At 39.3% G+C, this 25500-nt stretch carries 13 protein-coding genes; all 13 read left to right on the forward strand.

Features of this window, described 5'->3' with window-relative positions; genetic code table 11:
* Nucleotides 1-122 precede the first annotated feature (122 nt).
* The 13 genes from GQO80_RS09545 to GQO80_RS09605 all read left to right on the forward strand — a co-directional run bounded on the left by GQO80_RS09545 (nucleotide 123) and on the right by GQO80_RS09605 (nucleotide 25408).
* Nucleotides 123-3401: a SusC/RagA family TonB-linked outer membrane protein gene (locus GQO80_RS09545; protein ID WP_157208134.1), complete on the forward strand. Its 3279-nt coding sequence runs from the start codon at nucleotides 123-125 to the stop codon at nucleotides 3399-3401.
* A gap of 31 nt (nucleotides 3402-3432) precedes the next feature.
* A complete protein-coding gene (locus tag GQO80_RS09550; RefSeq protein WP_157208135.1) occupies nucleotides 3433-5385 on the forward strand; it encodes a RagB/SusD family nutrient uptake outer membrane protein in 1953 nt (650 codons plus the stop codon).
* Nucleotides 5386-5548: 163 nt separating this feature from the next.
* Complete coding sequence (locus tag GQO80_RS09555; protein ID WP_157208136.1) at nucleotides 5549-7249, forward strand: pectate lyase family protein; 1701 nt, start codon at nucleotides 5549-5551, stop codon at nucleotides 7247-7249.
* A gap of 23 nt (nucleotides 7250-7272) precedes the next feature.
* Nucleotides 7273-7938: a DUF3826 domain-containing protein gene (locus tag GQO80_RS09560; RefSeq protein WP_157208137.1), complete on the forward strand. Its 666-nt coding sequence runs from the start codon at nucleotides 7273-7275 to the stop codon at nucleotides 7936-7938.
* 51 nt (nucleotides 7939-7989) lie between these two features.
* Complete coding sequence (locus tag GQO80_RS09565) at nucleotides 7990-9696, forward strand: polysaccharide lyase (protein ID WP_157208138.1); 1707 nt, start codon at nucleotides 7990-7992, stop codon at nucleotides 9694-9696.
* Between the two features lie 35 nt (nucleotides 9697-9731).
* Nucleotides 9732-12920, forward strand: coding sequence for a DUF6298 domain-containing protein (locus GQO80_RS09570; RefSeq protein ID WP_198037755.1), 3189 nt, complete (start codon nucleotides 9732-9734; stop codon nucleotides 12918-12920).
* A gap of 7 nt (nucleotides 12921-12927) precedes the next feature.
* Complete coding sequence (locus GQO80_RS09575; protein WP_232333148.1) at nucleotides 12928-14346, forward strand: glycoside hydrolase family 140 protein; 1419 nt, start codon at nucleotides 12928-12930, stop codon at nucleotides 14344-14346.
* Nucleotides 14347-14359: 13 nt separating this feature from the next.
* A complete protein-coding gene (locus GQO80_RS09580) occupies nucleotides 14360-15937 on the forward strand; it encodes a glycoside hydrolase family 28 protein (RefSeq protein WP_157208139.1) in 1578 nt (525 codons plus the stop codon).
* A 7-nt stretch (nucleotides 15938-15944) separates the two neighbouring features.
* A complete protein-coding gene (locus GQO80_RS09585) occupies nucleotides 15945-16865 on the forward strand; it encodes a glycoside hydrolase family 43 protein (protein ID WP_157208140.1) in 921 nt (306 codons plus the stop codon).
* Nucleotides 16865-18730, forward strand: coding sequence for a sialidase/neuraminidase family protein (locus tag GQO80_RS09590; protein ID WP_157208141.1), 1866 nt, complete (start codon nucleotides 16865-16867; stop codon nucleotides 18728-18730). Before GQO80_RS09585 ends, GQO80_RS09590 begins: the two co-directional genes overlap by 1 nt.
* A gap of 1 nt (nucleotide 18731) precedes the next feature.
* Nucleotides 18732-21515, forward strand: coding sequence for a glycoside hydrolase family 78 protein (locus GQO80_RS09595; RefSeq protein ID WP_157208142.1), 2784 nt, complete (start codon nucleotides 18732-18734; stop codon nucleotides 21513-21515).
* 19 nt (nucleotides 21516-21534) lie between these two features.
* Nucleotides 21535-22956 (forward strand): acetylxylan esterase, encoded by a 1422-nt coding sequence (locus GQO80_RS09600; RefSeq protein WP_157208143.1) that lies wholly within the window; start codon nucleotides 21535-21537, stop codon nucleotides 22954-22956.
* A complete protein-coding gene (locus tag GQO80_RS09605) occupies nucleotides 22940-25408 on the forward strand; it encodes a glycoside hydrolase family 95 protein (protein WP_157208144.1) in 2469 nt (822 codons plus the stop codon). The genes GQO80_RS09600 and GQO80_RS09605 overlap by 17 nt, the downstream gene beginning before the upstream one ends.
* Nucleotides 25409-25500 lie beyond the last annotated feature (92 nt).

Genomic DNA, 25500 nt, shown 5'->3' on the forward strand with positions numbered 1-25500 from the left:
CGTCCAAAATTACTACTGAATTATTATTTATATTGCCATCTTTACGTTTTAAATATAGTATCGGTGTAATCGATTACTATCTTTTTTCAAAAACTAAACATTATTAAACTAAACAAACAAGTATGAAAAAAACATTTTCCAATGCGTGTATTTTGTTGTTGTTCGGGCTATTAAGTCTGTCAAATTTTGCGCAAAATACGAGTAGTAAAATAATCGTTACTGGAACAGTGGTGGATATGGCAGGAGTTGCAGTACCTGGTGTAAACATCGTTGAAAAAGGTACGGCTAATGGTGTAGTTACCGATTTTGATGGAAATTACAAAATTCCCGTAAAGGACAATGCAACCCTTGTATTTTCTTTTATTGGATTGAAAACACTCGAGGTAGCTGTTAAGGGGCAAACTTTAATAAATGTAACGTTGCAAGAAGACACTTCTACCCTCGATGAGGTAGTGGTAGTGGGTTATGGTACTCAAAAACGACAAGAAGTTACAGGTTCTGTTGCTACGGTTAAGATGAGTGAGATTGAAGATCTGCCAGTTGGAAATTTAGCCTCGGCACTTGTTGGCCGTGTGTTAGGTGTTAGCGTATCAGGAGGTGAAGCAAGACCAGGTAACGCAGCACAAATTACAATCCGTAATCCTCAAACATTCGCTAAAGATGGTGGTAGCAATAGTCCATTATATGTTATCGATGGTGTTATTCAAATAGATCCCGACACAGGATTCAACGATTCCACACAGTTTAATAATTTGGACGCTTCCGAGGTTGAAAGTATTTCTTTCCTAAAAGATGCCTCAGCGGCCATTTATGGTTCAAGGTCTGCACAGGGCGTTGTTTTGGTTAAAACTAAAAGAGGCAAAAAAGGGCCAGCAAAATTTTCATATACTGGAAACTATTCGATAGCTGATGAAACATACCGAACTAGAATGATGAATGCTTATGAATATGGAAAAACCTTTAATATTTTAAACGGCCCTGGAGGTGCGGGTCAGGCTTACGACCCTGCAAGTCCAACTCCAAATAGAACTTATTTTTTCACACCCAACGAACTAGAATATTTCAAAACCCTTGATTATGATTTCTTGGAAGATAATTGGACGTCTGCTATTTCACAAAGACATAATGCCAATATAACTGGCGGTGGCGATACGGGTACTTATTTTGCGGGCATTTCCTATTATACCCAAGAAGGAAATTTAGGAACATTAAACTATGATAGATGGTCGTTTAGAGCAGGATCGAATGTTACGTTGGCAAGAGGCTTCACAGCCGATTTTCAAGTGTCGGGGTATTTTACCGATCAAAGCAAAACCTTCAACAAAGTAGGGGGCGAAGATGAAGAGGACGACTTTCAAGAATTACAAAATAGGGCACCATTTTTACCAATGTACATCAATGGTTTGCCCGTACAACTTGCAGGTTCACAAAGTTCTGCATTGTTGGGGTATCACTACGAGGAAATCCAACGTTTAAACAACCTAGCTAAAACAGCTGATGCCAACGTAACGGTAAATGCCAATGTTGAATATGAAATACCATTTATTAAAGGCTTGAAAATAGGAGGTTCTTATTCACGCTTAGAAACACATAGTAGAGGTAATCAATTAGGATTTAGATATCCTATATACGAATTTAATGGCCCCGACGGAAGTCCTAACGATAATTTTATATATTACGAAAGTGGTTCAGGGCCTTTAGGTGTTAATACCCAAAGACGATCGACAGAAATTAAAAATGGGGACAGGATTCTTATTGATAACATTACAAATCGACGGGAGCAAACACGGTTTCAATCTTCGTATGCTCGAGACTTTGGGAAACATAGTGTTTCAGCCTTTTTTGCAATAGAAAAATCAGAAACGTCTTATAATAAAGATAGAATTCTTAAAGAAGGCGCGCCAATATGGTCCACAGGAATGTTATGGCAAGCAACGGGTGCCCTAGATAATACTTTTAACTGGGCAGGCGAATCGGGCGACTTAGGGTATATTGGTAGGGCAAACTATAATTATGACGAAAAGTATTTCGCAGAATTCCTTTTCAGATCGGATGCCTCAGCTAAATTTGCACCCAATAATTATTGGGGTAAATTTTACTCTGTATCTGGTGGGTGGATCATATCCAAAGAAGCGTTCTTCAAATCAAACACCATCGACTTCCTTAAATTTAAAGGCTCGGTTGGTTTGTTAGGTAAAGATGATGTAAAAGCATGGTCTTATCTTCAAAAGTTTGGTTTTCAAATTGATAAAGGGGCCGTTTTTGGAGGTGATGCAGGCGTTTCCCCAGGGTTAAGGGCAAGTTCTCCAGCAAATGCTGCCATACATTGGAGCGATGAGTTAAAAACAAACTTTGGGTTTGAAGCGGCATTTCTTGATAACAGATTGTCAACAAACATCGAAACTTACTACAATATAGGCACCAATATCTTTATTAATTTAAACCAAGCAGTCCCTTTTACAGTGGGCGGAGCAACAACACCAGTAAATTATGGCGAGTTTGACACTTGGGGTACAGAGATTTCTTTAGGTTGGAGTGATAACGTAGGTAAAGATTTTAGCTATGGGGCAAACTTTAACATTGGTTGGTCCAACAATAAATTAATTAAAGGAGATTTTGCCGATACGCCATATTTTAGACCATGGGAAAACAAGCCCGGACAATCAACCGACATTGGAACCTGGGGCTACGACTATGTAGGTATGTTCAAAACACAGGCTGATATAGATAATTACATAGCCGATACAGGAATAACGCAAATTTTAGGCAAAACGGTAAGTCAATTAAAACCTGGCATGCTTTATTATAGGGATGTAAGAGGGGCTTGGGATCCTGCAACTGGAACCTTTGCAGAGAAAGACGGAATAGTTGATGTTAATGATCAAGTTCAATTAAAAAAACGCTCAAAAGGGCCAACAGGTTTTTCTTCAACTTTCAGACTTGCTTACAAGCAGTTTAGCTTAAATACAGTACTAAGTGTAGATTGGGGAGGTTATAATTTGGTAAGCGGTACCGCTAGAAACCGAATTGCTCGTGATCGAATAGTTCAAAATGCCGAAAATAGACCTGCTTTTTGGGCAAATATGTATGATGAAGTATTGAACCCAACAGGAACCATTCCTAATATGCATGGCAACAATTCGAGCATAAACATGGTGCCTTCTGAATTTTGGGAAGTAAGTAGCTTAAGGATGAATATCCGAAACATCAATCTAAGCTATTCATTGCCAAAAAACATTGCAGAAAAGTTAAGTGTTAGCAGTTTTAAACTGAATTTGGTGGCCATAAATCCATTCATTCTTTTTAACCCATATAAAGATTATGGATTGCCCCCAGATGGCACGTATGATAGATACCCAATACTTAAAACATACTCTTTGGGACTAAGTGTAGGATTTTAACTTGATTTAAGAACATTTAAAAGTATATAAAATGAAAAATATAAAATTTAACAGTCTGTTTACTGTCTTAATAAGCATAAGCTTGTTTTTAAGTAGCTGTAGCACAGATTTTATTGAATCTAAACAAGAATTCTCCAGTGTTGGTGTTGAAATTTATCAAGATGAAATTTTGGCTACACAATATCTCGATTATCTTTATTATTCAAGTATGCCTGTGAAAGACCAAAATTTGGCTTCCTATTCCTTAACTGCGGCCGAAGCAGGTAATGGCGAGTTATTTACCAAAGCCACTGATGAGGTAGCAGGTGAAGTGGATATTAATAAAGCCTGGGCACAAATTTCGGCAACCAACGCCCATGCTATTAAATCCATAGGCGCAAAATTAACAAGCAGCTCAAGTGCCAATAATGTTTGGACAAGGATTAGATATAGTAATTTGTACCTGGATAATGTAGATAAATATACAGGCCTTAAAGAAGATTTCAAAAACCAAATTAAGGGTCAGCTTTATTTTTGGAGAGCATGGAATTATTTTGAATTAGTAAGACTCTATGGTGGTGTGCCATTAATTCTAACGGCTCAAGACCCAAATATAGATGATAAAAACAACGAAGTACCTAGAAGTTCATCGTCCGAAACAATTGATCAAATCGTATCCGATTTGGATATGGCACAAACGCTATTAACCAACGGAAGGCCATACACTGCGGCGCAAGCAGGCAGAATTACAGCGCAAGCCGCCGCTGCGTTAAAAGGTCGAGTGCTGTTAACATGGGCAAGTCCATTGTTCAACAGAAATGATGATGTTGAAAGATGGCAACGTGCCTATGCAGCAAACTTAGCAGCTTATAATGCTTGTCTGGCTGCGGGCAAAGGCTTAAACCCCAACTGGAAAACCATGTGGTTTCAAGATAATAACATGGAATCTATTTTTGCGTATGGATTTAATAACGATGCTACCGGAGGCCAACAAGCTAAAAATAATGCCACCGAAAGAAAATCGCGTCCAAGAGACTTGGGTGCCGATGGTACCAATTCGCCAACAAAAGCTATTGTAGATGCCTTTCCAATGAGTGATGGTACGCCTTACAATGTTAATGGCGATCCAAACCAATTTTACAAAAATAGAGATCCAAGATTTTACCTTACATTCTCCTATAATGGAGCTATATGGCCCTATAAGGAAAACCCAAATTACAAAAACTGGACGTACTACTGGAAAACAAATGCTTCAGGAACATTAAAATCAACCGAAACTACCGCAAATGCAACCGGTATTTATTTAAGAAAGTTTACCAACGATAATACAAGTGAATTGGCAGGTTTTAGATATGTAGGAGCCGATCAAATGGAAATACGCTTTGCAGAAGTTGTTTTAAACTTAGCCGAATCAGCAATAGGCATCAACAGTCTATCAGAAGGTAAAGGCTATATTAAAGCCATTCGTGCCAGAGCGGGTATTACAAATGGCGATGGTGATTATGGATTAGCTAATGTTAGTACCAGGGATCAGCATTTTGCTGCTGTTATCAACGAGAGAAAAGTAGAATTTGCCTATGAAAATAAACGCTTCCATGACTTAAGACGATGGTTGCTCTTTAATGATGATTTTGGAATGTGTACCCGATTAAACCAAACACCCATTGAAGGTTCAAGACGACAAGGATATTATACCATAGCTAAATCGAATGTAACCACCGATTATGTTGGGGCAACAGATCCTTTTAAAGGGGCATCGGCACCCGTAATCAATAGGGATGCTACAACTTATCCACCCGGAATAACAACTTATTCCGGATATGTAGATTATTTATACCAAAATCATTTTAGTGTTATTGTTCGCGATAATGTCGATCCAACAACATTCTCGTTTAAATGGTATAACGAATATTATTTCTTCGGTATTTACCAAGATTTACTGGATACAGCGCCCTATTTGCAACAAACAACAGGTTGGGGAGGCACTTTCGATCCGCTTAAATAAAAAGGTTAGAAGTGTTTAAAATAAAATTACCTGTGTTTGTTTTAAATACAGGTAATTTTTTTTAAAAAGAACTTAAAATATTAAATTCAAGTTGTATAATTAAAATTTGCAGCTAATTGTAGAATAACGGATTTCAATTTATAAATTGTAAAATAAAAGTTAGATGAAAAGGATAAATTTGATTATGGGGATGCTGTTTTTAGGAATTTCAAATGGCTATGCACAATACCCGCAACTTACAGCCGATGATCGCGCGAAAGAAGAAGCCATTAAAGCAGAAGCCTATAAACATTCTGATGAGGCTTGGGAAAAAGCAAAATTAATTGTTGAACAAGAAGCCAAGGAAGGAAAGCCCTATTTGCCATGGGCAGGACGGCCAACCGATTTACCACAGGCTGAAATTCCGGCATTTCCAGGGGCCGAAGGTGGTGGTATGTACACCTTTGGTGGTCGTGGTGGCAATGTCTATACAGTAACCAGTCTTGAAGATGATGGTGCAGGTACCCTGCGTGAAGCCTGCGAAAAAGGAGGCGCTCGAATAATTGTTTTTAATGTTTCGGGCATTATCAAACTTAAAACGCCCTTAATTATTCGGGCACCTTATGTTACCATTGCAGGCCAAACAGCGCCGGGTGATGGTATTTGTGTTGCAGGTGAATCGGTTTGGATCGATACCCACGATGTGATTATTCGCCACATGCGTTTCCGAAGAGGTGAAACATTTGTTGGCAGAAGGGACGATGCCATTGGTGGAAATCCTGTTGGAAACATTATGCTGGATCATATTTCTGCCACTTGGGGATTGGACGAAAACATGTCTATTTACAGGCACATGTACAGCCCGGGTGCCGATTACAAAGATGAAAAAAAACCAACCGTTAACATCACCATTCAAAACAGTCTCTTTGGCGAAGCTTTGGATACCTACAACCATGCCTTCGGAAGTACATTAGGCGGCGAAAATTGTGCATTCATTAGAAATATGTGGGCAAATAATGCCGGCAGAAATCCTTCCATAGGATGGAACGGTATTTTCAATTTTGTAAATAATATCGTTTTCAACTGGAGCAACCGTTCTATTGACGGCGGCGATTATACAGCAACTTACAACATCATAAACAACTATTTTAAACCAGGTTCCGTAACTTCAAAAGAAGACCCCATTGGCTACAGAATTTTGAAGCCCGAAGCAGGTAGAAGTAAATTGGATTACATGGTTTTTGGTCGCGCTTATGTAAATGGCAACATTGTTGAGGGTAATGAAAAAGTAACGGCAAACAATTGGGACGGCGGCGTTCAAATGGAAAACAAAAAAGGCGAATTAATGAGTGTTGAAGAAGCTGGAACCTATTTCCCAGCCATGAAAACCAATAAACCGTTCCCCATGCCTTGGTTTAGAAACATTATGACTGCCGAAAAAGCGTATGATTTTGTGTTAAAAAATGTAGGTGCTACTTTACCTATCAGAGATGTTGTAGATGAACGCATTGTAAGAACCGTAAAAACAGGAAAACCGGAATATGTGGAAGGTTTAGACCCCAATTCCTTTTACCAATTTAAGCACAGACGTTTACCAGCCGATTCGTATAAAGATGGCATAATTACTGATATTTCCCAAGTGGGCGGTTACCCAGCATATAAAGGTACACCTTATTTAGATTCAGATAAAGATGGTATGCCAGATGCTTGGGAAATTAAATATGATTTAAACCCTAATGATGCCTCTGATGCTAAAGCTGATAAAAATAGCGATGGTTATACCCATATTGAAGATTATATAAACGGTACAAATCCGAAGAAAAAAATAGATTGGAAAGATTTAAATAATAATAAAGAAACTTTAACTGAACCGCTATTAAAATAGATTCAGTTATAAAAGCTAAAGAAATGATGTTGAAAAAAGTAAGTTTAGGTGTAGTACTTTTAGTTTTAACACTTTGTAATCTAAATGCACAGCAACATTTAGATCCAGAGTATATAAAGGTAACCAATGAGCGTGCTGCTAAAATTGTGGAAGCATTGAAGCTATCGGATACCGAAAAAGAGCAAACACTCACTACTATTATTGGTGAACAATACAGAAATTTAAGTAGGCTTCACGATGGCAGGGATGCTAAAATTGAAGCTTTAAAGAACAGCGATTTACCTAAAGAAAAATTGGATTCTAAAATTGAAAAGCTAAAATCTAAAACCGATAAGTCGATTAACAAGTTGCATAAAAAATATATAAGTGTTTTAAGTAAACATTTAACACCTGAAAAAGTTGATGCCGTAAAGGACGGAATGACTTATGGTGTGGTGCCTAAAACCTACGCCGCTTTTCAAGATATGTTGCCAAATTTAACCGAAGCGCAAAAAAAGTATATTTACGATAATTTAGTGGAAGCGCGCGAACATGCTATGGATGCAGGTACATCAAAAGAAAAGCACGCATGGTTTGGAAAGTATAAAGGTAGAATAAACAATTATTTGTCGGCTCAAGGGTACGATTTGAATAAAGAAAGCGACGATTGGCACAAGCGTATTGAAGCACGTGAAAAAGCTAAAAACTAAGTTTTAATTAAAATATACGGTTTAAAATCAATAGTTTAAAAACCCTCAAAAATGTATTATTCTTTAAAAAAAATAGTAAGGAGCGCAGTACTGGTAACTTTCTTTTGCACCATTTCCCAAAAAGTAAGTGCGCAATATCCAGACATTCCTGAAGCACTTCAAGCAAAAACGGATTCTGTTTTAGCTAAAGAAGAAAAAAGATTGCAGGCTATATGGGAAAGCAATTATCACATTATAGAAGAAGAATCAAAACAAGGTCGCCCCTACATTCCTTGGGCAGCATATCCGGGAGATTTAATTAAAGCAGCTATCCCTGCATTTCCAGGAGCCGAAGGTGGAGGCGTCTTTACCCCTGGTGGTCGTGGCGGCAAAATATTTGTGGTTACCAGTTTAGAAGATAGCGGAAAAGGGACGCTGCGTGAGGCTTGCGAAGCGGTCGGCGCCAGAACCATTGTGTTTAATGTGGCCGGTATCATTCAATTAAAAAAGCCAATAAGTGTTCGTGCACCTTATATAACCATAGCTGGTCAAACAGCACCGGGTGATGGTATTTGTGTTGCGGGCGAATCGTTGTTGTTAGATACGCACGACATCATCATTCGTCACATGCGTTTTCGTCGTGGTGCGACAGATGTTACTAGAAGAGACGATGCATTAGGTGGTAATGTCATTGGAAACGTTATCATCGATCATTGTTCTGTAAGTTGGGGTCTAGATGAAAACATTTCATTATACAGACATCAATTTCAAGCGAATGAAAAATCAAAATTAGAAAAAATGCCAGCGGTAAATGTCACCATTCAAAACACCATTTCTTCAGAAGGTTTAGATACCTACAATCATGCCTTCGGAAGTACTATTGGTGGTTTAAATAGCACATTTATTCGTAATTTATGGGCAAATAATATTTCCAGAAATCCGTCCATTGGTATGTATGGCAGCTTCAATTTTATAAATAATGTGTTGTTTAATTGGTGGAATCGTTCACTTGATGGTGGTGATTACCGTTCTATGTTCAACATCATCAACAACTATTTTAAGCCAGGACCAATTACTCCAGAAGATGAGCCAATTCGATACCGAATTTTAAAACCAGAATCGGGTTACATGGAACCAAAAACCTTTGGTCGCGCGTATGTGTCTGGTAATTTTGTAGTTGGCTCGCCAGAAGTTTCAGCCAATAACTGGAACGGTGGTGTGCAAATTGAAAATCGCTCTTATGAAGAAGCGAAAGCGTATTTAGAATTAATTAAACAAGATAAGCCATTTGAAATGCCACATCTTACAATTATGAAAACGGAAGATGCTTATGAGTTTGTTTTGAATAATGTAGGCGCAACACTACCAAAACGTGATGCAGTTGATGCTCGTGTAATTAATTACGTTAGAACTGGGAAAATTGAATATAAAGACGGATTGGAAAATACCATAGGTCAAGCATTTATTAAAAGACGTTTACCTGCAAATTCCTATAAAAAAGGCATCATAACGAGTCCAGAACAAGTTGGAGGGTATCCTGTTTACAAAGGAAAACCATATAAAGATTCAGATGGCGATGGTATGCCGGATACATGGGAAAAAGCCAATGGTTTAAATCCTAATGATGCTTCCGATGCTAATAAAGATATAAATGGTGATGGCTATACCAATATTGAAAAATATATAAATGGCATCGACACCACTACGAAAGTAGATTGGACAAAACCTGAAAACAATACGGATACCTTGGCAAAATGGCCTAACGGATTGTTACAGTAACCTTAAAAAAAAGTAATTGTTAAGACCACTTGGAAATGAATTTCAGTGCTTTAAAAAACATAATTTTTAATCGAAAAGATACATTTACCTTATCTAGTATCCTGTTGTTTTTTATTGTGAATTGGGGGTTTTCCCAAACAACATTTCCGGATATTGTTAAGAATAAGCAAGGGAAAGTAGTTAATGTTCCTGATAGCTTAGGAAATCAAATTCCCGATTTTTCTTATGCAGGATATATGGCTTCAGAAAAATCGATTCCTACGGTTGAAGCGAAAATATTTGTTCCAAAACAAGAGGCCGATGCTACCCAAAAAATACAAGCAGCCATTGATTATGTGGGTCATTTAAAACCCAATGCTTCAGGTTTTAGGGGCGCCGTGCTTTTAGATAAAGGGATTTTCAAAATAAGCGGTACCTTATACATTAAAAATTCTGGCGTCGTTTTAAGGGGAAGTGGAAACGCTGAAAATGAAACCATCCTTTTGGGAACAGGTGTTGAACGGGAAGCCATCATCAGGGTTTTGGGTATTGATGATAGAACATATCAGGACACTTTAGATTTCAATACAGCTTACACGCCTTTAGGGACTCAAAAAATTCAATTAAAAAATACATCCAAATTAAAAATTTCAGATGACATCCTCATCAAACAACCTTTAACCGATACTTGGATTCAGGAATTGAAAATGAACGATTTTGGTGGCGAAACCGGTTGGATTGGTTGGAAACCCAGGGATTGGGATATAACGTGGAATCGGGTGGTTACAAATATAAGCGGGAATGAAGTTTCGTTAAATGCACCATTGACCATGACTTTAAGTGCCAAATATGGAAACTCACAAGTCATGATATATTCCTGGAAAGGTAGAATTGAACATGTTGGCATTGAAAATTTAAGTATGCAATCCACCTTCGATAAAACAAATGTAAAAGATGAACTTCACCGTTGGTTTGGCATCTCTATGGCACATGTAAAAAACGCTTGGGTGCGTCAAGTGAATTTTAAACATTTAGCAGGTGGTGCCGTTCATTTATTAAAATCATCACAACAAATTACGGTTGAAGATTGTATCGCTACCGAACCTATTTCAGAAATTGCAGCTTTTAGAAGAAATACTTTTTATACTGAAGGCCAACAAACCTTATTTCAGCGTTGTTATTCGGAATATGGGTACCACGATTTTGCGGTAGGCGGTTTCGGTACCACAGGCCCCAATGCCTTTGTGCAATGTGAATCGTATTTACCCTATAACAATAGTGGGGCAATTGGGTCTTGGGCAACGGGCGTGTTGTTTGATGTTGTTTATATTGATGGAAATGCCATCAGTTTTCATAATCGGGAACAAACGGGCAGAGGCGCTGGCTGGACCGCCGCCAACAGCGTTATCTGGGAATCATCGGCTTCAAAAATTGATAATTACAGTCCGCCAACAGCTCAAAATTGGGCATTTGGTGTTTGGGGAGGTATTATGGGTGGCAACGGCCATTGGAAAGACGTTAACAATCACATAAGCCCAAGAAGTTTATTTTATGCACAGTTGGAAAACAGATTGGGAAAACTTCCCATGAATCCGTATGTGTTCGATGTGGGCACAGAACCATCTTCAAGTCCAACCATAGAACAAGCCGAAGCACTCAATGAAGAAGCGCTACAACCTAAAAAAACCTTAAAGGACTGGATTCAAGACGTTTCAAAAATGAATACCATTCCTGTAAATGCTTCAAATATAAAATCTGTTGATGCTTTAAAGTTGAAATCGTTCCGTGAAACCAGTACAGAACGCAGTCGAAGTAGCGAAAATACTTCAAAAGTAACCATTGAAAATGGCTGGTTAACCTTTAATGGCCAAGTGATTACGGGCAAACAGGCCAACGTGATGTGGTGGCGTGGAAGCCTGCGTGACCATGATGTGGAAAGTGCAACCCCGCACGTCACACGATTTGTTCCCGGAAAAACGGGCACAGGATTTACAGATGATTTAAAGGATGTAGTTGCTAATTTCAGTTCAAAAAATATTGTTGCTTTAGAGCATAATTACGGTTTGTGGTACGAGCGTAGAATGGACGACCACGAGCGTACCCGCAGGATAGATGCCGATGTTTGGGCACCATTTTATGAACAACCTTTTGCCAGATCGGGGAAGGATTTGGCTTGGGACCATTTAAGTAAATACGATTTAACCAAATTCAACGATTGGTACTGGCAGCGTTTAAGCCGTTTTGCAGATTTAGCAGAACCAAACGGTCAATTACTAATCAATCAGCAATATTTTCAGCATAATATTATTGAGGCAGGTGCGCATTGGTCGAGTTCACCGTGGCGTTCTGCAAATAATGTGAATGAAACAGGTTTCCCAGAACCGGTACCTTATGCAGGCGACAAGCGTATTTTTATGGCAGAACAGTTTTATGATGTTTCCAATCAAACGAGAAAAAAACTGCATCAAGGATTTATTAGAAAATCGTTGGAAAACTTTCAAAACAATAGCAATGTCATTCAGTTAACAAGTGCTGAATATACAGGCCCGCTTCATTTTATGGAATTTTGGTTGGATGAAGTTCAAAAATATAAAGAGGACACTTCCGGTAATGGTATTATCGGGTTGAGTGCCACCAAAGATGTACAAGATGCAATTTTGAATGATGCAAAACGCCATAAAACAGTCGATTTAATTGATATTCGGTATTGGCATTACAAAGAAGATGGCAGCGTTTATGCTCCTGAAGGCGGTAAAAACTTGGCACCTCGTCAGCATGCCCGTAAAATGAATGTCGGAAAGGAAACGGAAGCACAAGTGTATAGAGCGGTGCGCGAATATCGAACAAAATATCCTGAAAAAGCGGTGTTGTATTCAACGGATGCTTCATCGCGATTTGGATGGGCAGTGTTAATGGCAGGTGGTTCATTGGCAAATATTCCGAAAATAGAGATTCCAGGTTTTTATGGATCGATTTCTAAAATGCAAATTTCTGAAAATCAAACTTTCAACAGTGATTTTTGGTGTTTGGAACACAAAGGCGAGGCGTATATTTATTATTTGAGAAATACCAAAACAGTTGAAGTGGATTTATCCAATTACAAAGGCACATTTGAAGTATTTTGGATAGATGCCAGCACCGGCAAAATAATGTCCAAAAACATCGTTCAAGGCAGTAAAAAACAGACTATTGCCGCTTCAGAAACAAGTGATAAATCATGCGTAGTTTATATAAAAAAGAAATAATTTAAAAATGAAGAACCAGCTAAACCATATTAAAATTTTTGCAGTTATGGCATTTGTTGCTGCACAAATAGTGTCTTGTAAAGAAACTAAAAAAGAACAAGTTGAACCAGAAATAACTGGGATGCAAAAATTAGAAGTGTCTGAAAACGGACATTATTTTCAAACCGAAGATGGTAAACCATTTTTTTGGTTAGGCGATACAGGTTGGTTAACATTCAAAAAATTAAACAGAGACGAGATTAAAAAATACTTTGCCGATAGAAAAGATAAAGGATACAATGTTATTCAAATAATGACCATGCATTCTGAAGAAATGGCTAATGTTTATGGTGATTCGGCAGTTGTAAATAAAGATGTGTCAAAACCATTAATTACTGAAGGTAATAATTTTGAAAATCCAGATGCTTACGATTTTTGGGACCATGTAGATTATGCTTTAGATGTTGCCGAAGAAAACAATTTGTACATAGGCCTAGTGCCCATTTGGGGAACGTCGGTTAAAGGCGGGAAAGTAAATTTAGAGCAAGCAAAGGCGTACGCCACTTTTTTAGGGGACAGGTTTAAAAACAGAAAAAACATTATTTGGCTGAATGGTGGTGATACGCCTGGTGAACAAAACAAGGAAATTTGGAACGCTATCGGCAACATTTTACATGCTAAAAATCCAGATTGGTTAATCACCTTTCATCCGTTTGGGCGCACCGATTCTTCCGATAATTATCACCATGAAAACTGGTTGGATTTCAATATGTTCCAATCTGGCCACCGCCGTTACGACCAAGAAACGGAAGGCAGAATGTTTGCCCAGGATAATTATAAATTCATAAAAACAGATTTCAACCTTAAACCAACCAAACCAACTTTAGATGGCGAACCTTCGTACGAAGGCATTCCACAAGGCTTACACGACACCTTGCAACCACTTTGGAACGATAACGATGTGCGCCGTTACGCCTATTGGTCGGTTTTTGCAGGTGGTGCTGGCTTCACCTATGGGCATAATGCTGTGATGCAGATGTTTAGCCCTGGCGATAATCCCGCTTACGGGAATAAAAAGCCTTGGGTTGAAGCTATTAATGATCCAGGAGCAAATCAAATGCAATATGTTAAAGATTTGATTTTGAAATTTGATTATTTCAATCGTATTCCCGATGAAAGTTTGGTGGCCAATCAAGGTGAAAAGTACGATTATCAAGCTGCAACCAGAGGAGACGATTATGCCTTGATTTACACTTACAACGGTCGGACTATTTCTGTAAACATGGGAAAAATTAAAGGTAAAGAAGTAGAGGCAGCATGGTACAACCCAAGAAACGGAAAAACTACCAAAATAGGAACTTTTAAAAACGAAGGCACACAAGATTTTAAACCTTCAGGAGCACAAGTTGATGGAAACGATTGGGTACTTATGCTAACGTCTAAATAAAGGATAATCGACCATGAAAAGGATATATTTAATTTTATGTATAAGTGTTTTAACATCCTTTGTTTCTGTGATTTCGGCAACAAATGGTTGGTTAAATATTTTAGAAGAAGGCGGAAACAACCATGGCGAATTGTGTACCGAAGCCATTCAAAAAGCGATTGATAAAGCTGAAAAGCAAGGTGGCGGTACTATATATTTCCCTGCTGGGGAATACCTAACAGGCGCGCTAAAATTGAAAAATAATATTACCATTCATTTGGATGCTGGTGCGATGTTGCGTTTTTCAACAAACTTCGACCATTATTTACCTTTTGTGCAATTGCGTTGGGAAGGCACGGTTATGCAAAGTTTCTCGCCCTTGTTGTATGCCAAGGATGTTGAAAATGTAACCATAACAGGTCGTGGCACCATCGACGGACAAGGAGAGGCTTGGTGGAAGGAAATTTGGCGTATTGAGTCTTCCAAGGAAAAATTGGAACTTACCAAGTACCAAAAAATGACCCAGGAAGCCAACAAAGATTTAAAAACCGAACCTTATTACGAAAGAACCAGAAGCTATTTGTTCCATCGGCCGCCATTATTCCAAGCCTTCAACTGTAAAAATGTGCGCATTGAAGGTGTAACCATTCAAAATTCACCGTTTTGGACCATCAACCCAGCGTTTTGTGATAATGTTACGGTTGATGGCGTAACTATTTTCAATCCGTATTCGCCCAATACCGATGGTATCAATCCAACGTCCTGCAAAAATGTACATATTTCAAATTGCCATATTAGTGTGGGCGACGACTGTATTACCATTAAATCGGGTCGTGATGCCGATGGCAGGAAATGGGCAACACCCACTGAAAACGTAACCATAACAAATTGCACCATGTTAAACGGTCATGGTGGCGTGGTTATTGGTAGTGAAATGTCAGGCAGCATTAAAAAAATAACCATTGCCAATTGTGTGTTTGATGGCACCGATAGAGGTATCCGTTTGAAAGCGGCACGTGGTAGGGGTGGTGTTGTTGAAGACATTCGCGTTTCCAATATCGTGATGAACAATATCAAGGAAGAAGCCTTCATGTTCAATTTATTCTACGATAAAAACACCGTTGAAGAACCCGTAACCGAGCGTACACCAATTTTCAGGAATATTCATATCAGTAACGTAACGGCAACCAATGTGAATACAGCCTGTCGCATCATCGGAATTCCAGAAATGCCCATTCATAACCTAACGTTTTCAAACATTAATATTGAGGCGAAACAAGGTTTTTCAATCGACACGGCTACCGATATCGAGCTTCATAATGTAAAGGTAAACGCAGAAATGGGAGCAGCATTTAAAGTTTTGAATTCTAAAAACATCATTTTAGAAAATGTTTCAACTGCAAAACCAATAAAAGATACGCCTGTTATAAAATTGGATAATGCATCAAACATCATGATAAATAACAATTTTCAAATGTATCCAACCGATGTGTTTTTAGAAGCGAATGGTGCAGGAACAAAATCTATTTTCTTGAAAAACAATGTATTTGAGCATGTAAAAACGATTGTTAAAAAAGGAAAGGATTTACATTCAGAAATCAAAACAAATTAAAAAAAGCATGAAAAAACTGTTATTGCTTATGCTATTGCCTACCTTGTTTAACTGTGCGCCTAAAAAAGACCTGTATATTTTTACGTCTTTTAGAGAGCCCGCCACCGAAGGTTTGTATTTAGCATACAGTGAAGATGGTTACCATTGGGAAGATTTAAAAGGGCCGTATTTAAAGCCTGAAACTGGTGCCAGCAATATGATGCGCGATCCATCCATTACCAGAGGAAAAGATGGCACCTATCACATGGTTTGGACTACCGATTGGAAGGGCGGCAACGGTTTTGGTTATGCGTCATCAAAAGATTTAATAAACTGGAGCGAGCAACAATACATTCCCGTTATGGCACATGAACCTTCTGTGGTAAATGTTTGGGCACCCGAAATTTTTTATGATGACATTGCAGACCGATACATTATTATTTGGGCTTCAACCATCCCGTTTCGATTTGAAAAAGGCATTGAGGATGAAGATAATAACCATAGGATGTATTATGTAACAACGAAGGATTTTAAAACTTTTTCAGAAACGAAATTGTTTTTAGACCCTGGTTTTAGTGTGATAGATTGCGTGATTGTAAAGCGTGCAAAAGATGATTATGTGTTAATTATAAAAGACAATACACGACCCATGCGAAACCTAAAAGTTGGCTTCGGAACATCGCCTTTAGGGCCTTTTAATAACATTTCAGAACCCTACACAGGATTCAAATCGGAAGGGCCAACCGTATTAAAAATAGATGGTAAATGGTTGATTTACTATGATAATTATGGCGATATGAACTATAAAGCAGTAAGAACATCCGATTTTAAAACCTTTGAAGATGTGTCCCCTGAAATAAAACTTCCAGAAGGTCATAAACATGGCACGATTGGTACCATTTCAAAAAAGGTTTTAAAAAATTTAATTGAAAAAAGTAAAGAAAAGTAATGAAACAATTTCAATATATAAAACAGCATGTCGTATTGGTGGCAATAATGATGATTTTTTCATTTATTGCCGTTTCTGCGCAACAAGACACCATAAAGTATGTTGGTAAAACACTATCAAATATCGATTACCACCATGGGCAATTAAGTCCAGCGGTTGGTGTGCATGCCACTCAAATTATGCGCGCAAGCCGGGAGCATCCTGAAAAAGCCGATGGTTTTGGTTGGACCTATAATCACGCACCCAACATTGCCTATTGGAATGATACCTTTTTCGTGCAATATTTAAGCGATCCTGTTGGCGAGCATATTCCACCAAGTCAGTCGTTTTTACAAACCTCAAAGGACGGAAAAACATGGAGCTTTCCGCAGGTGGTTTTCCCCATGTACAACATTCCGGATGGATATGTTAAGGAAGGGGTTGATGCCGTTGCTAAAAACTTAAAAGCGGTGATGCACCAACGGATGGGCTTTTTTACATCTTCGGACAATCGGTTTTTCACATTGGCTTATTACGGCATTGTGATGAAACCGCACGACGACCCCAATGATGGTAAAGGTATCGGTCGCGTAATTCGTGAAATTTATAAAGACGGTAGTTTAGGACCTATTTATTTTATTCGCCATAATAAATCCTGGGACACTTCAAAATCGGCCTACCCGTTTTATACCAAAAGTAAGGACAAAGGTTTTAAAAAAGCCTGCGAAGAATTATTGGCAACACCATTAATGATGCAACAATGGGTTGAAGAAGCCGATAGGGACGACCCATTGATTCCGCTTCAAAAAGAATATAAAGCCTTTAGTTTTTATCATATTCCAGACGGGCGTGTGGTTGGCTTATGGAAGCACGCCTTAACGTCCATGAGTACCGATAATGGAAAAACATGGCAATACGATGCTGTAAGGGCACCAGGTTTTGTAAATAGCAATGCCAAAATTTGGGGACAAAAAACATCGGATAACAAATACGCCACGGTTTACAATCCGTCCGAATTCCGTTGGCCATTGGCAGTTTCCACCAGTAAAGATGGTTTAAATTATACCGATTTGCTATTGGTGCATGGTGAAATTTCGCGCCTACGTTATGGTGGTGCGTATAAATCGCACGGGCCACAATATGTGCGCGGTATTGTTGAAGGCAATGGCACACCGCCAGATGGAAATATGTGGCTCACGTATAGTATGAACAAGGAAGATATTTGGGTGGCTTCAGTACCTGTTCCCATTACTTCGGAAGTTTTGGTAGATGTAAACGATGTGTTCAATAGCCTTCCAAATGGCGACGAATTAAAACTTTGGAATACCTACGATCTATCATGGGGCGCCGCAAAAATAGAAACTAAAAATGCTGAAAAGCAGCTAACGCTACGCGACCAAGATCCGTTTGATTATCCGCGTGTGGAACGCGTCATCCCGTTTGCAGAAAAAATGGAAGCTACTTTTACGGTTGTGCCAGAGCAAAACAACCATGGCCTGCTGCAAGTGGAATTTTTGAACAGACAAGGCATGCCAGCCATTCAATGTATGTTTGATTCGGATGGAATTTTAAAGCATAAGGCAGGCTACCGTTTAAGAAATATTACATCTTATGAAGCGGGGAAAGCATATACCATCAAAGTGTCTTTAGAGGCGTCGTTGCGTTCCTATACGGTTTCCGTTAATGGAAGTGAACCAACGCGCGGTATCTTTTTCCAACCCGTAGATGGTATTTCGCGTATCATGTTCCGCACAGGTGGGCAACGGTATTACCCAAATCCGGACACCCCTGTTGATACCCCCGATTATGATGATGTGCCTTTTACGGGAGCAAGTATTCCCGAGGCTGTTTTCAATATAAAATCATTAATTACCAAAAAGTTATAGCTTGAATTTTTTAAGATCCATCCTGTTTTTTATTGGCGTTTCATTGGTAATCACAATGAATGGGCAAACCGCTGTAACGCATTTAACCTGCGATATGGCTGTAAATCCGTTGGCGGTTATTAAGGAACAGCCCAAGTTAGGTTGGCAGCTTGAATCTAAAAATTTTGATGTTTCACAAAAAGCATATCAAATTTTGGTGGCTTCTTCCGAGGAAAAACTACAAAACAATGAAGCTGATGTTTGGGATAGCGGTAAAGTGAAATCAAACGAAAGTCAGTTAGTTTTATACAAAGGAAAGTTTTTGGAAAGCGAGTCAAAATACTTCTGGAAAGTAAAAATCTGGACACATACAAACGAAGCATCCCATTGGAGTGATGTAGCTTCGTTTAGATTGGCACCCGAAACATCCAGCTTAAATTCTACTTGGATTGGTGCCATTACCAAGGCTAACAGCCATTTGCCGGAAGGCAGAAATTACCATACGGCAACCTTCAAAAAAGCAAAAAAAGATTCCATTATCAACGCATCGCATCCGTTGTCTCGCCGAAGTATCATGCTTCGCAAACCGTTTTCAGTTTCAAAAAAAATCAAAGATGCGGTGGTTTATATTTCGGGATTGGGGCATTATGAATTGACTATCAACGGAAAAAAAATTGGCAACAGTGAATTTGCACCATTATGGACAGATTATGATAAATCCGTTCATTTCAATACTTATGAACTGAGTTCGGCAGATTTACAACAAGGGGAAAACCTTATTGGCGTGGTTTTGGGAAATGGCATGTACAATGTATTGGCAGAACGCTATTCCAAGTTTTTCGTCAGTTTTGGGCCACCAACGCTCTTTTTTAAAATGAAGGTAAGGTATGAAGATGGTTCTGAAACGAGTGTAAATTCCGATGAAACCTGGAAATATTCCGAAAGTCCCATTACCTACAATAGCATGTTTGGTGGTGAAGATTATGACGCCAATTTAGAACAAATAGGTTGGAATACTTCAAATTTTGATGCTTCGCATTGGAAACCTGTTGTGCTTCAAGAAGCGCCAAAGGGTGCATTGAAGGCACAAACTGCGCCGCCCGTAAGCATTCAAAAGCAATATGGAGTCAAAGAAGTCCATGAGGTTTCACCAAACACTTACGTTTTCAATATGGCACAAAACCTGTCGGGGTTTCCAACGCTAAAAGTGAAAGGAAAAAAAGGTCAAACCGTTACATTGTGGGTTGGCGAAGGTTTGAACAACGATGGCAGCATTAACCAAGGCCGTTCCGGAAAGCCATACTATTTTCAATACACTTTAAAAGGTGAAGGTGTAGAAACTTGGCAACCTAAATTTTCATATTATGGCTATCAATACATTCAAATAGATAGCATCTATTATAAAGAAGAAAAGGATAGCAAATTCCCAACGGTTTTGGAGCTCACTTCTAACTTTATTTATAATTCAGCAGGGGAAGCGGGTACTTTTGAATGTTCCAACGATATTTTCAATAAAGCGCACGAGCTTATCAATAATGCCATAAAAAGCAATTTTCAAGCGGTGTTGACGGATTGCCCGCATCGTGAAAAATTAGGCTGGTTGGAAGAGGCACACCTAAATGGCCCGGGATTGATGTATAATTATAACATGCAAAACTACATTCTAAGTATCATGCAAAATATGGCCGATGCGCAACGGGAAAACGGCTTGATTCCAAACATTGCGCCCGAATATGTGGTGTTTGGGGGCGATTTTACCGATTCGCCGGAATGGGGCGTTACAGGCGTTATTCTGCCTTGGATGTATTACGACTATTATGGCGATGATGGTTTGATAAAAGATTATTATCCAGTTATGAAAAGGTATATTGATTACTTAACTTCTAAATCTGAAGATTATATCCTTGATTATGGGTTGGGCGATTGGTACGACTATGGCGAGCATGCTGCGGGGTATTCAAAAAATAGTCCTATTGCCCTTTCTGCAACAAGTCATTATTACTACGCAGCACATTTGTTTGCCAAAGCGGCAAAGCATCTAAATAAAACGGAGGATATTTCAACTTACGAAACCTTGGCTTTCAACATTAAAACAGCTTTCAATCAAAAGTTTTTCAATAAGGAAACCAAGCAATACGGCACGGGAAGCCAATTTAGCAATGCAGTTTCTGTGTTTATGGATATTGTTGAACCGCAATATAAAGAAGCGGTAATGGCCCATTTATTGGCCGACATAAAAAACAGGGGTTACCGCTTGACAACAGGCGATGTAGGAAACCGTTATCTATTTCAAGCGTTGGCGAGAAATAATGAAAACGACACCATGTATAAAATGAACGACCATTACGATACACCGGGTTACGGATTTCAAATTAAATTTGGATTAACCACCTTAACCGAGCAATGGGACCCCAGAAAAGGAAATTCATGGAACCATTTTATGATGGGACAAATTGAGGAATGGTTTTACAGAAGTTTGGCGGGCATTGTTCCCGATGAAGCAAATCCGGGGTTTAAGCACTTCTTCATTCAACCGGAAATTGTGGGCGATATGACCTTTGTAAAGGCAAGCTACAAATCGGTGTATGGGTTAATAGTTTCAGGGTGGGAAAAGAAAGGGGACGTTTTAATTTTAAAAATTGAAATTCCGGCAAACACTTCTGCCACAATCAAATTGCCGGCACCAAAAAATAATGCGATTACCATAAACGGAAACATCTTTAAAAAAGTTAAATTTAAGGAAGAAGATAAAATGCCATTTTTTACCTTGGGTTCGGGGGTTTATACCATAGAATCTAAATTATAATGTTAACAAAACTGCATACATGACCACTAAAAAATCCATTGTTGCTTTACTGCTTTTAATGTCGTTTGAAACGCTTTTATATGCCCAAACCTCCGACACCAATTATAGAGCGCCCGTTATTGAAACCATCAAAAAGATTGAAGCCATTTTCAATATAAAAGTCGTTGATGATAGGGATTTATTAAAGGATAAGGAACTGGATTATGCCCATTGGCGCATTGAGCAGGGCAACTTGGAAGTGTCCTTGGCCAATGTTTTGGTGCCTTTTGGACTAACCTATTTTAAGCAACCCGATGGCTCCTACCAAATCAGGAAATTTGAGCATCATAAAGTTTCAACGGATAAGGCAGCAACCAAATTGTCTTTTTTATCACATCTATACGCAGATAAAAACAGTTGGGAAGCCCGAAAAGCCGATTTAAAAGCCTGTATGATAAGCTCCTTGGGTTTGAGTAAGGCACCGGCAAGACCAAATTCAAAACCCATTTTAACAAAACAAAGGATTTACAAAGGTTATAGTATTGAAAATATAGGCTTGGAAATCCTACCGGGCGTTTACACAACAGGGTCTATTTATAAGCCTTATCCCTTAAAGGAAAAAGCGGCGGTTATCATCATGCCAAATGGGCATTTTGGTGATGGACGCTATCGGGAGAGCGAACAAATACGAAGCGCCATGTTGGCCAAAATGGGCGCCATTGTTGTTAATTTCGATTTGTTCGCCTGGGGCGAATCCCAGCTACAATTTCCCGCAGAAACACATCGCCATAGCATCGCTTCTACGGTACAGGTGTTAAGCGGCATGCGCCTTCTGGATTATGTGTTGACCTTAAAATACGCCGATAAAAATCGTGTTGGCGTAACAGGCGGCTCGGGCGGCGGTTCGCACACCATGTTTCTGGCGGCATTGGATGATAGGGTTACGGTTTCTGTGCCCGTTGTCATGGTATCGTCCCATTTTTCGGGTGGTTGCCCTTGCGAAAGCGGTCGCGGCATCCATTTATGCGGCAACGGCACCAATAACGCTGAAATTGCTGCCATGGCCGCACCAAAACCACAATTGATCATTTCCGATGATAAGGATTGGACACTTGCTGTTCCGGAATTGGAGTTGCCTTTTATCCAAAGAACGTATGGGTTTTATGATAAAAAAGCGCTGTTGGCAAATGCCCATTTCGCAGAAGAAGGTCATGATTATGGCGCATCAAAACGCAAGGCCATGTACCCATTCATGGCAAAATATTTAGGATTGGATTTGGATAAAGTGAAGAATGCAAAAGGCGAAATAGATGAATCTACATGTACCGTAGAGCCTTACGATAAGTTGTTCGTTTTTGGCAACAAAGGCGAAAAATTACCTGCAAATGCTTTAAAGAATATCGATAGATTATATGAATTATTTGGAGAAGAAAACCATAAAAAAGATGAGGTTAAAAATTAAAAAGAACATATTTTTTTATTTGGCAATACTGATTTTTGGAGGTCAGATTGTTGTTGCCCAAACTTCAACCGCGTTAAAACTGTGGTACGATAAACCAGCTTCCATTTGGAATGAAGCCTTGCCATTGGGCAACGGCCGTTTGGGTGCCATGGTTTTTGGCGACCCTGCGGTTGAGCGTTTACAATTGAACGAAGAAACCATTTGGTCGGGTTCGCCAAACAACAATGCGCACGATAAAGCCTTTGAGGCGCTCCCAAAAGTAAGACAGTTGATTTTTGAAGGCAAATACGCCGAAGCCCAAGAATTAGCCACTAAAGATATCATGTCGCAAACCAATAACGGCATGAACTACCAAACCTTTGGCAGCGTTTATCTTTCGTTTCCGGGGCATCAAAATTACACCAATTATTACCGCGATTTGGATATTGAAAATGCCACAGCCAAAGTACGGTACACAGTTGATGGCGTTACCTATACACGGGAAATACTTACCGCTTTTTCAGACCAAGTGGTTGCCGTCAAGTTGTCTGCCAACAAGCCAGGGCAAATCACCTGCAATGTGTTTATGAACAGCCCTTTTGATAAAACGGTCATTTCCACGGAAAATAATCAAATGGCCTTGTCTGGCGTTTCAAGCACTTATGAAGGTCAAAAAGGCCGCGTTAAGTTTCAGGGAAGATTGCAAGCTAAAAATAAAGGAGGCGCTAGTTCTGTAAGTAACGGAATCGTAAGTATTGATAAAGCAGATGAGGTTACCTTGTACATATCAATAGCTACCAATTTCAAAAATTATCAAGATATTACTGAAGATGAAATTGCTAAAAGTAAAGCCTATTTAGATAAAGCAGTTGAAAAGGATTTTGAAACTATAAAAAAATCCCATGTCGCTTATTACCAAAAATTCTTCAACCGGGTTTCTTTAAATTTGGGAACTACCGAAGCTTCTAAAGAAACGTCTGATGTTCGCATTAAAAAATTCGACAGCCAATTCGACCCGCAGTTGGCTTCCCTCTATTTCCAGTTTGGACGCTATCTTTTGATATCCAGTTCACAACCCAGGGGGCAACCGGCCAACCTACAAGGTGTTTGGAACGATATGCTGTTTCCGCCTTGGGAAAGCAAATACACCATGAACATTAATGCCGAAATGAACTATTGGCCAGCCGAATTGACCAACCTGTCCGAAATGCACGAACCGTTTATCCAAATGGCCAAGGAAGTGGCCGAAACAGGAAAGGAAACCGCTAAAACAATGTACAATGCCAACGGTTGGGTACTGCACCACAACACCGATATTTGGCGCATTACGGGCCCTGTGGATTATGCGGCATCCGGCATGTGGCCAACGGGTGGCGCGTGGGTGTGCCAGGATTTGTGGGAACGCTATTTATATACGGGCGATAAAAATTATCTAAAGGACATTTTCCCACTGATGAAGGGCGCCGCAAGCTTCTTTTTGGATTTTATGGTTGAAGACCCAAATTCGGGCTATTTGGTTGTGGTGCCATCAAGCTCGCCCGAAAATACCCATGCTGGCGAAGAGGGGAAATCAACCATTACCGCAGGAACCACCATGGATAACCAGTTGGTTTTCGATTTGTTTACCAACGTGATGAAAGCAACTAAGGTTTTGAATGAAGATAAGGCTTTCGCGGAAACATTAAACGCTGCACTTTCCAAAATGCCACCGATGCACATTGGAAAATACGGACAGCTACAGGAATGGTTGATTGATTGGGACGATCCTGAGGATAATCACCGTCATGTATCGCATTTGTACGGTTTGTTCCCAAGCAATCAAATATCGCCTTTTAAAACGCCCGAATTATTCCAAGCGGCTAAAACCTCCTTAAAATTTAGGGGAGACGAATCTACCGGGTGGTCCATGGGCTGGAAAGTGAATTTATGGGCTAGATTGCTTAATGGCGACCATGCTTATAAATTGATGCAGGACCAGTTGCACTTAGTAACTGCCGATCAGCGAAAAGGAGGTGGTACTTATCCGAATATGCTTGATGCCCACCAACCGTTTCAAATAGATGGCAATTTTGGTTGTACCGCCGGTATTGCCGAAATGCTGATGCAAAGTCACGAAGGCGCCATTCATGTATTGCCTGCTTTACCATCTGTTTGGAAAAATGGCGAAATTAAAGGTTTGATGGCCAGGGGTGCTTATGAAGTTGACATCATTTGGAAAAACAATAAAGTTTCAGAAGTAAAGATTCAACCCAAAATGAGTGGTAATTGTAGGTTACGAAGTGAAACGCCTTTGAGAGGAAACGGACTTAAAAAAGCGAAAGGAAACAACCCAAATCCGTTGTTTTATGATGTGGAAGTAAAAAAGCCCATTATTTCAGAACAGGCAAAAATCAAAAAAATTAAGCTTCCAAAATATTATGAGTATGATATAAACATGAAAGCAGGAACAGCGTATAAGTTTTATGCCAAATAATTTCAGGTTAGACACAAAATGAATTTTAAGATTAAACATATCAAATTAATAATCATCCTTGTTGCAATAGGTTTTAGCAGCTGTAAATCGTC

This window comes from Mariniflexile maritimum, from assembly GCF_009746565.1.
Lineage (GTDB): Bacteria > Bacteroidota > Bacteroidia > Flavobacteriales > Flavobacteriaceae > Mariniflexile > Mariniflexile maritimum.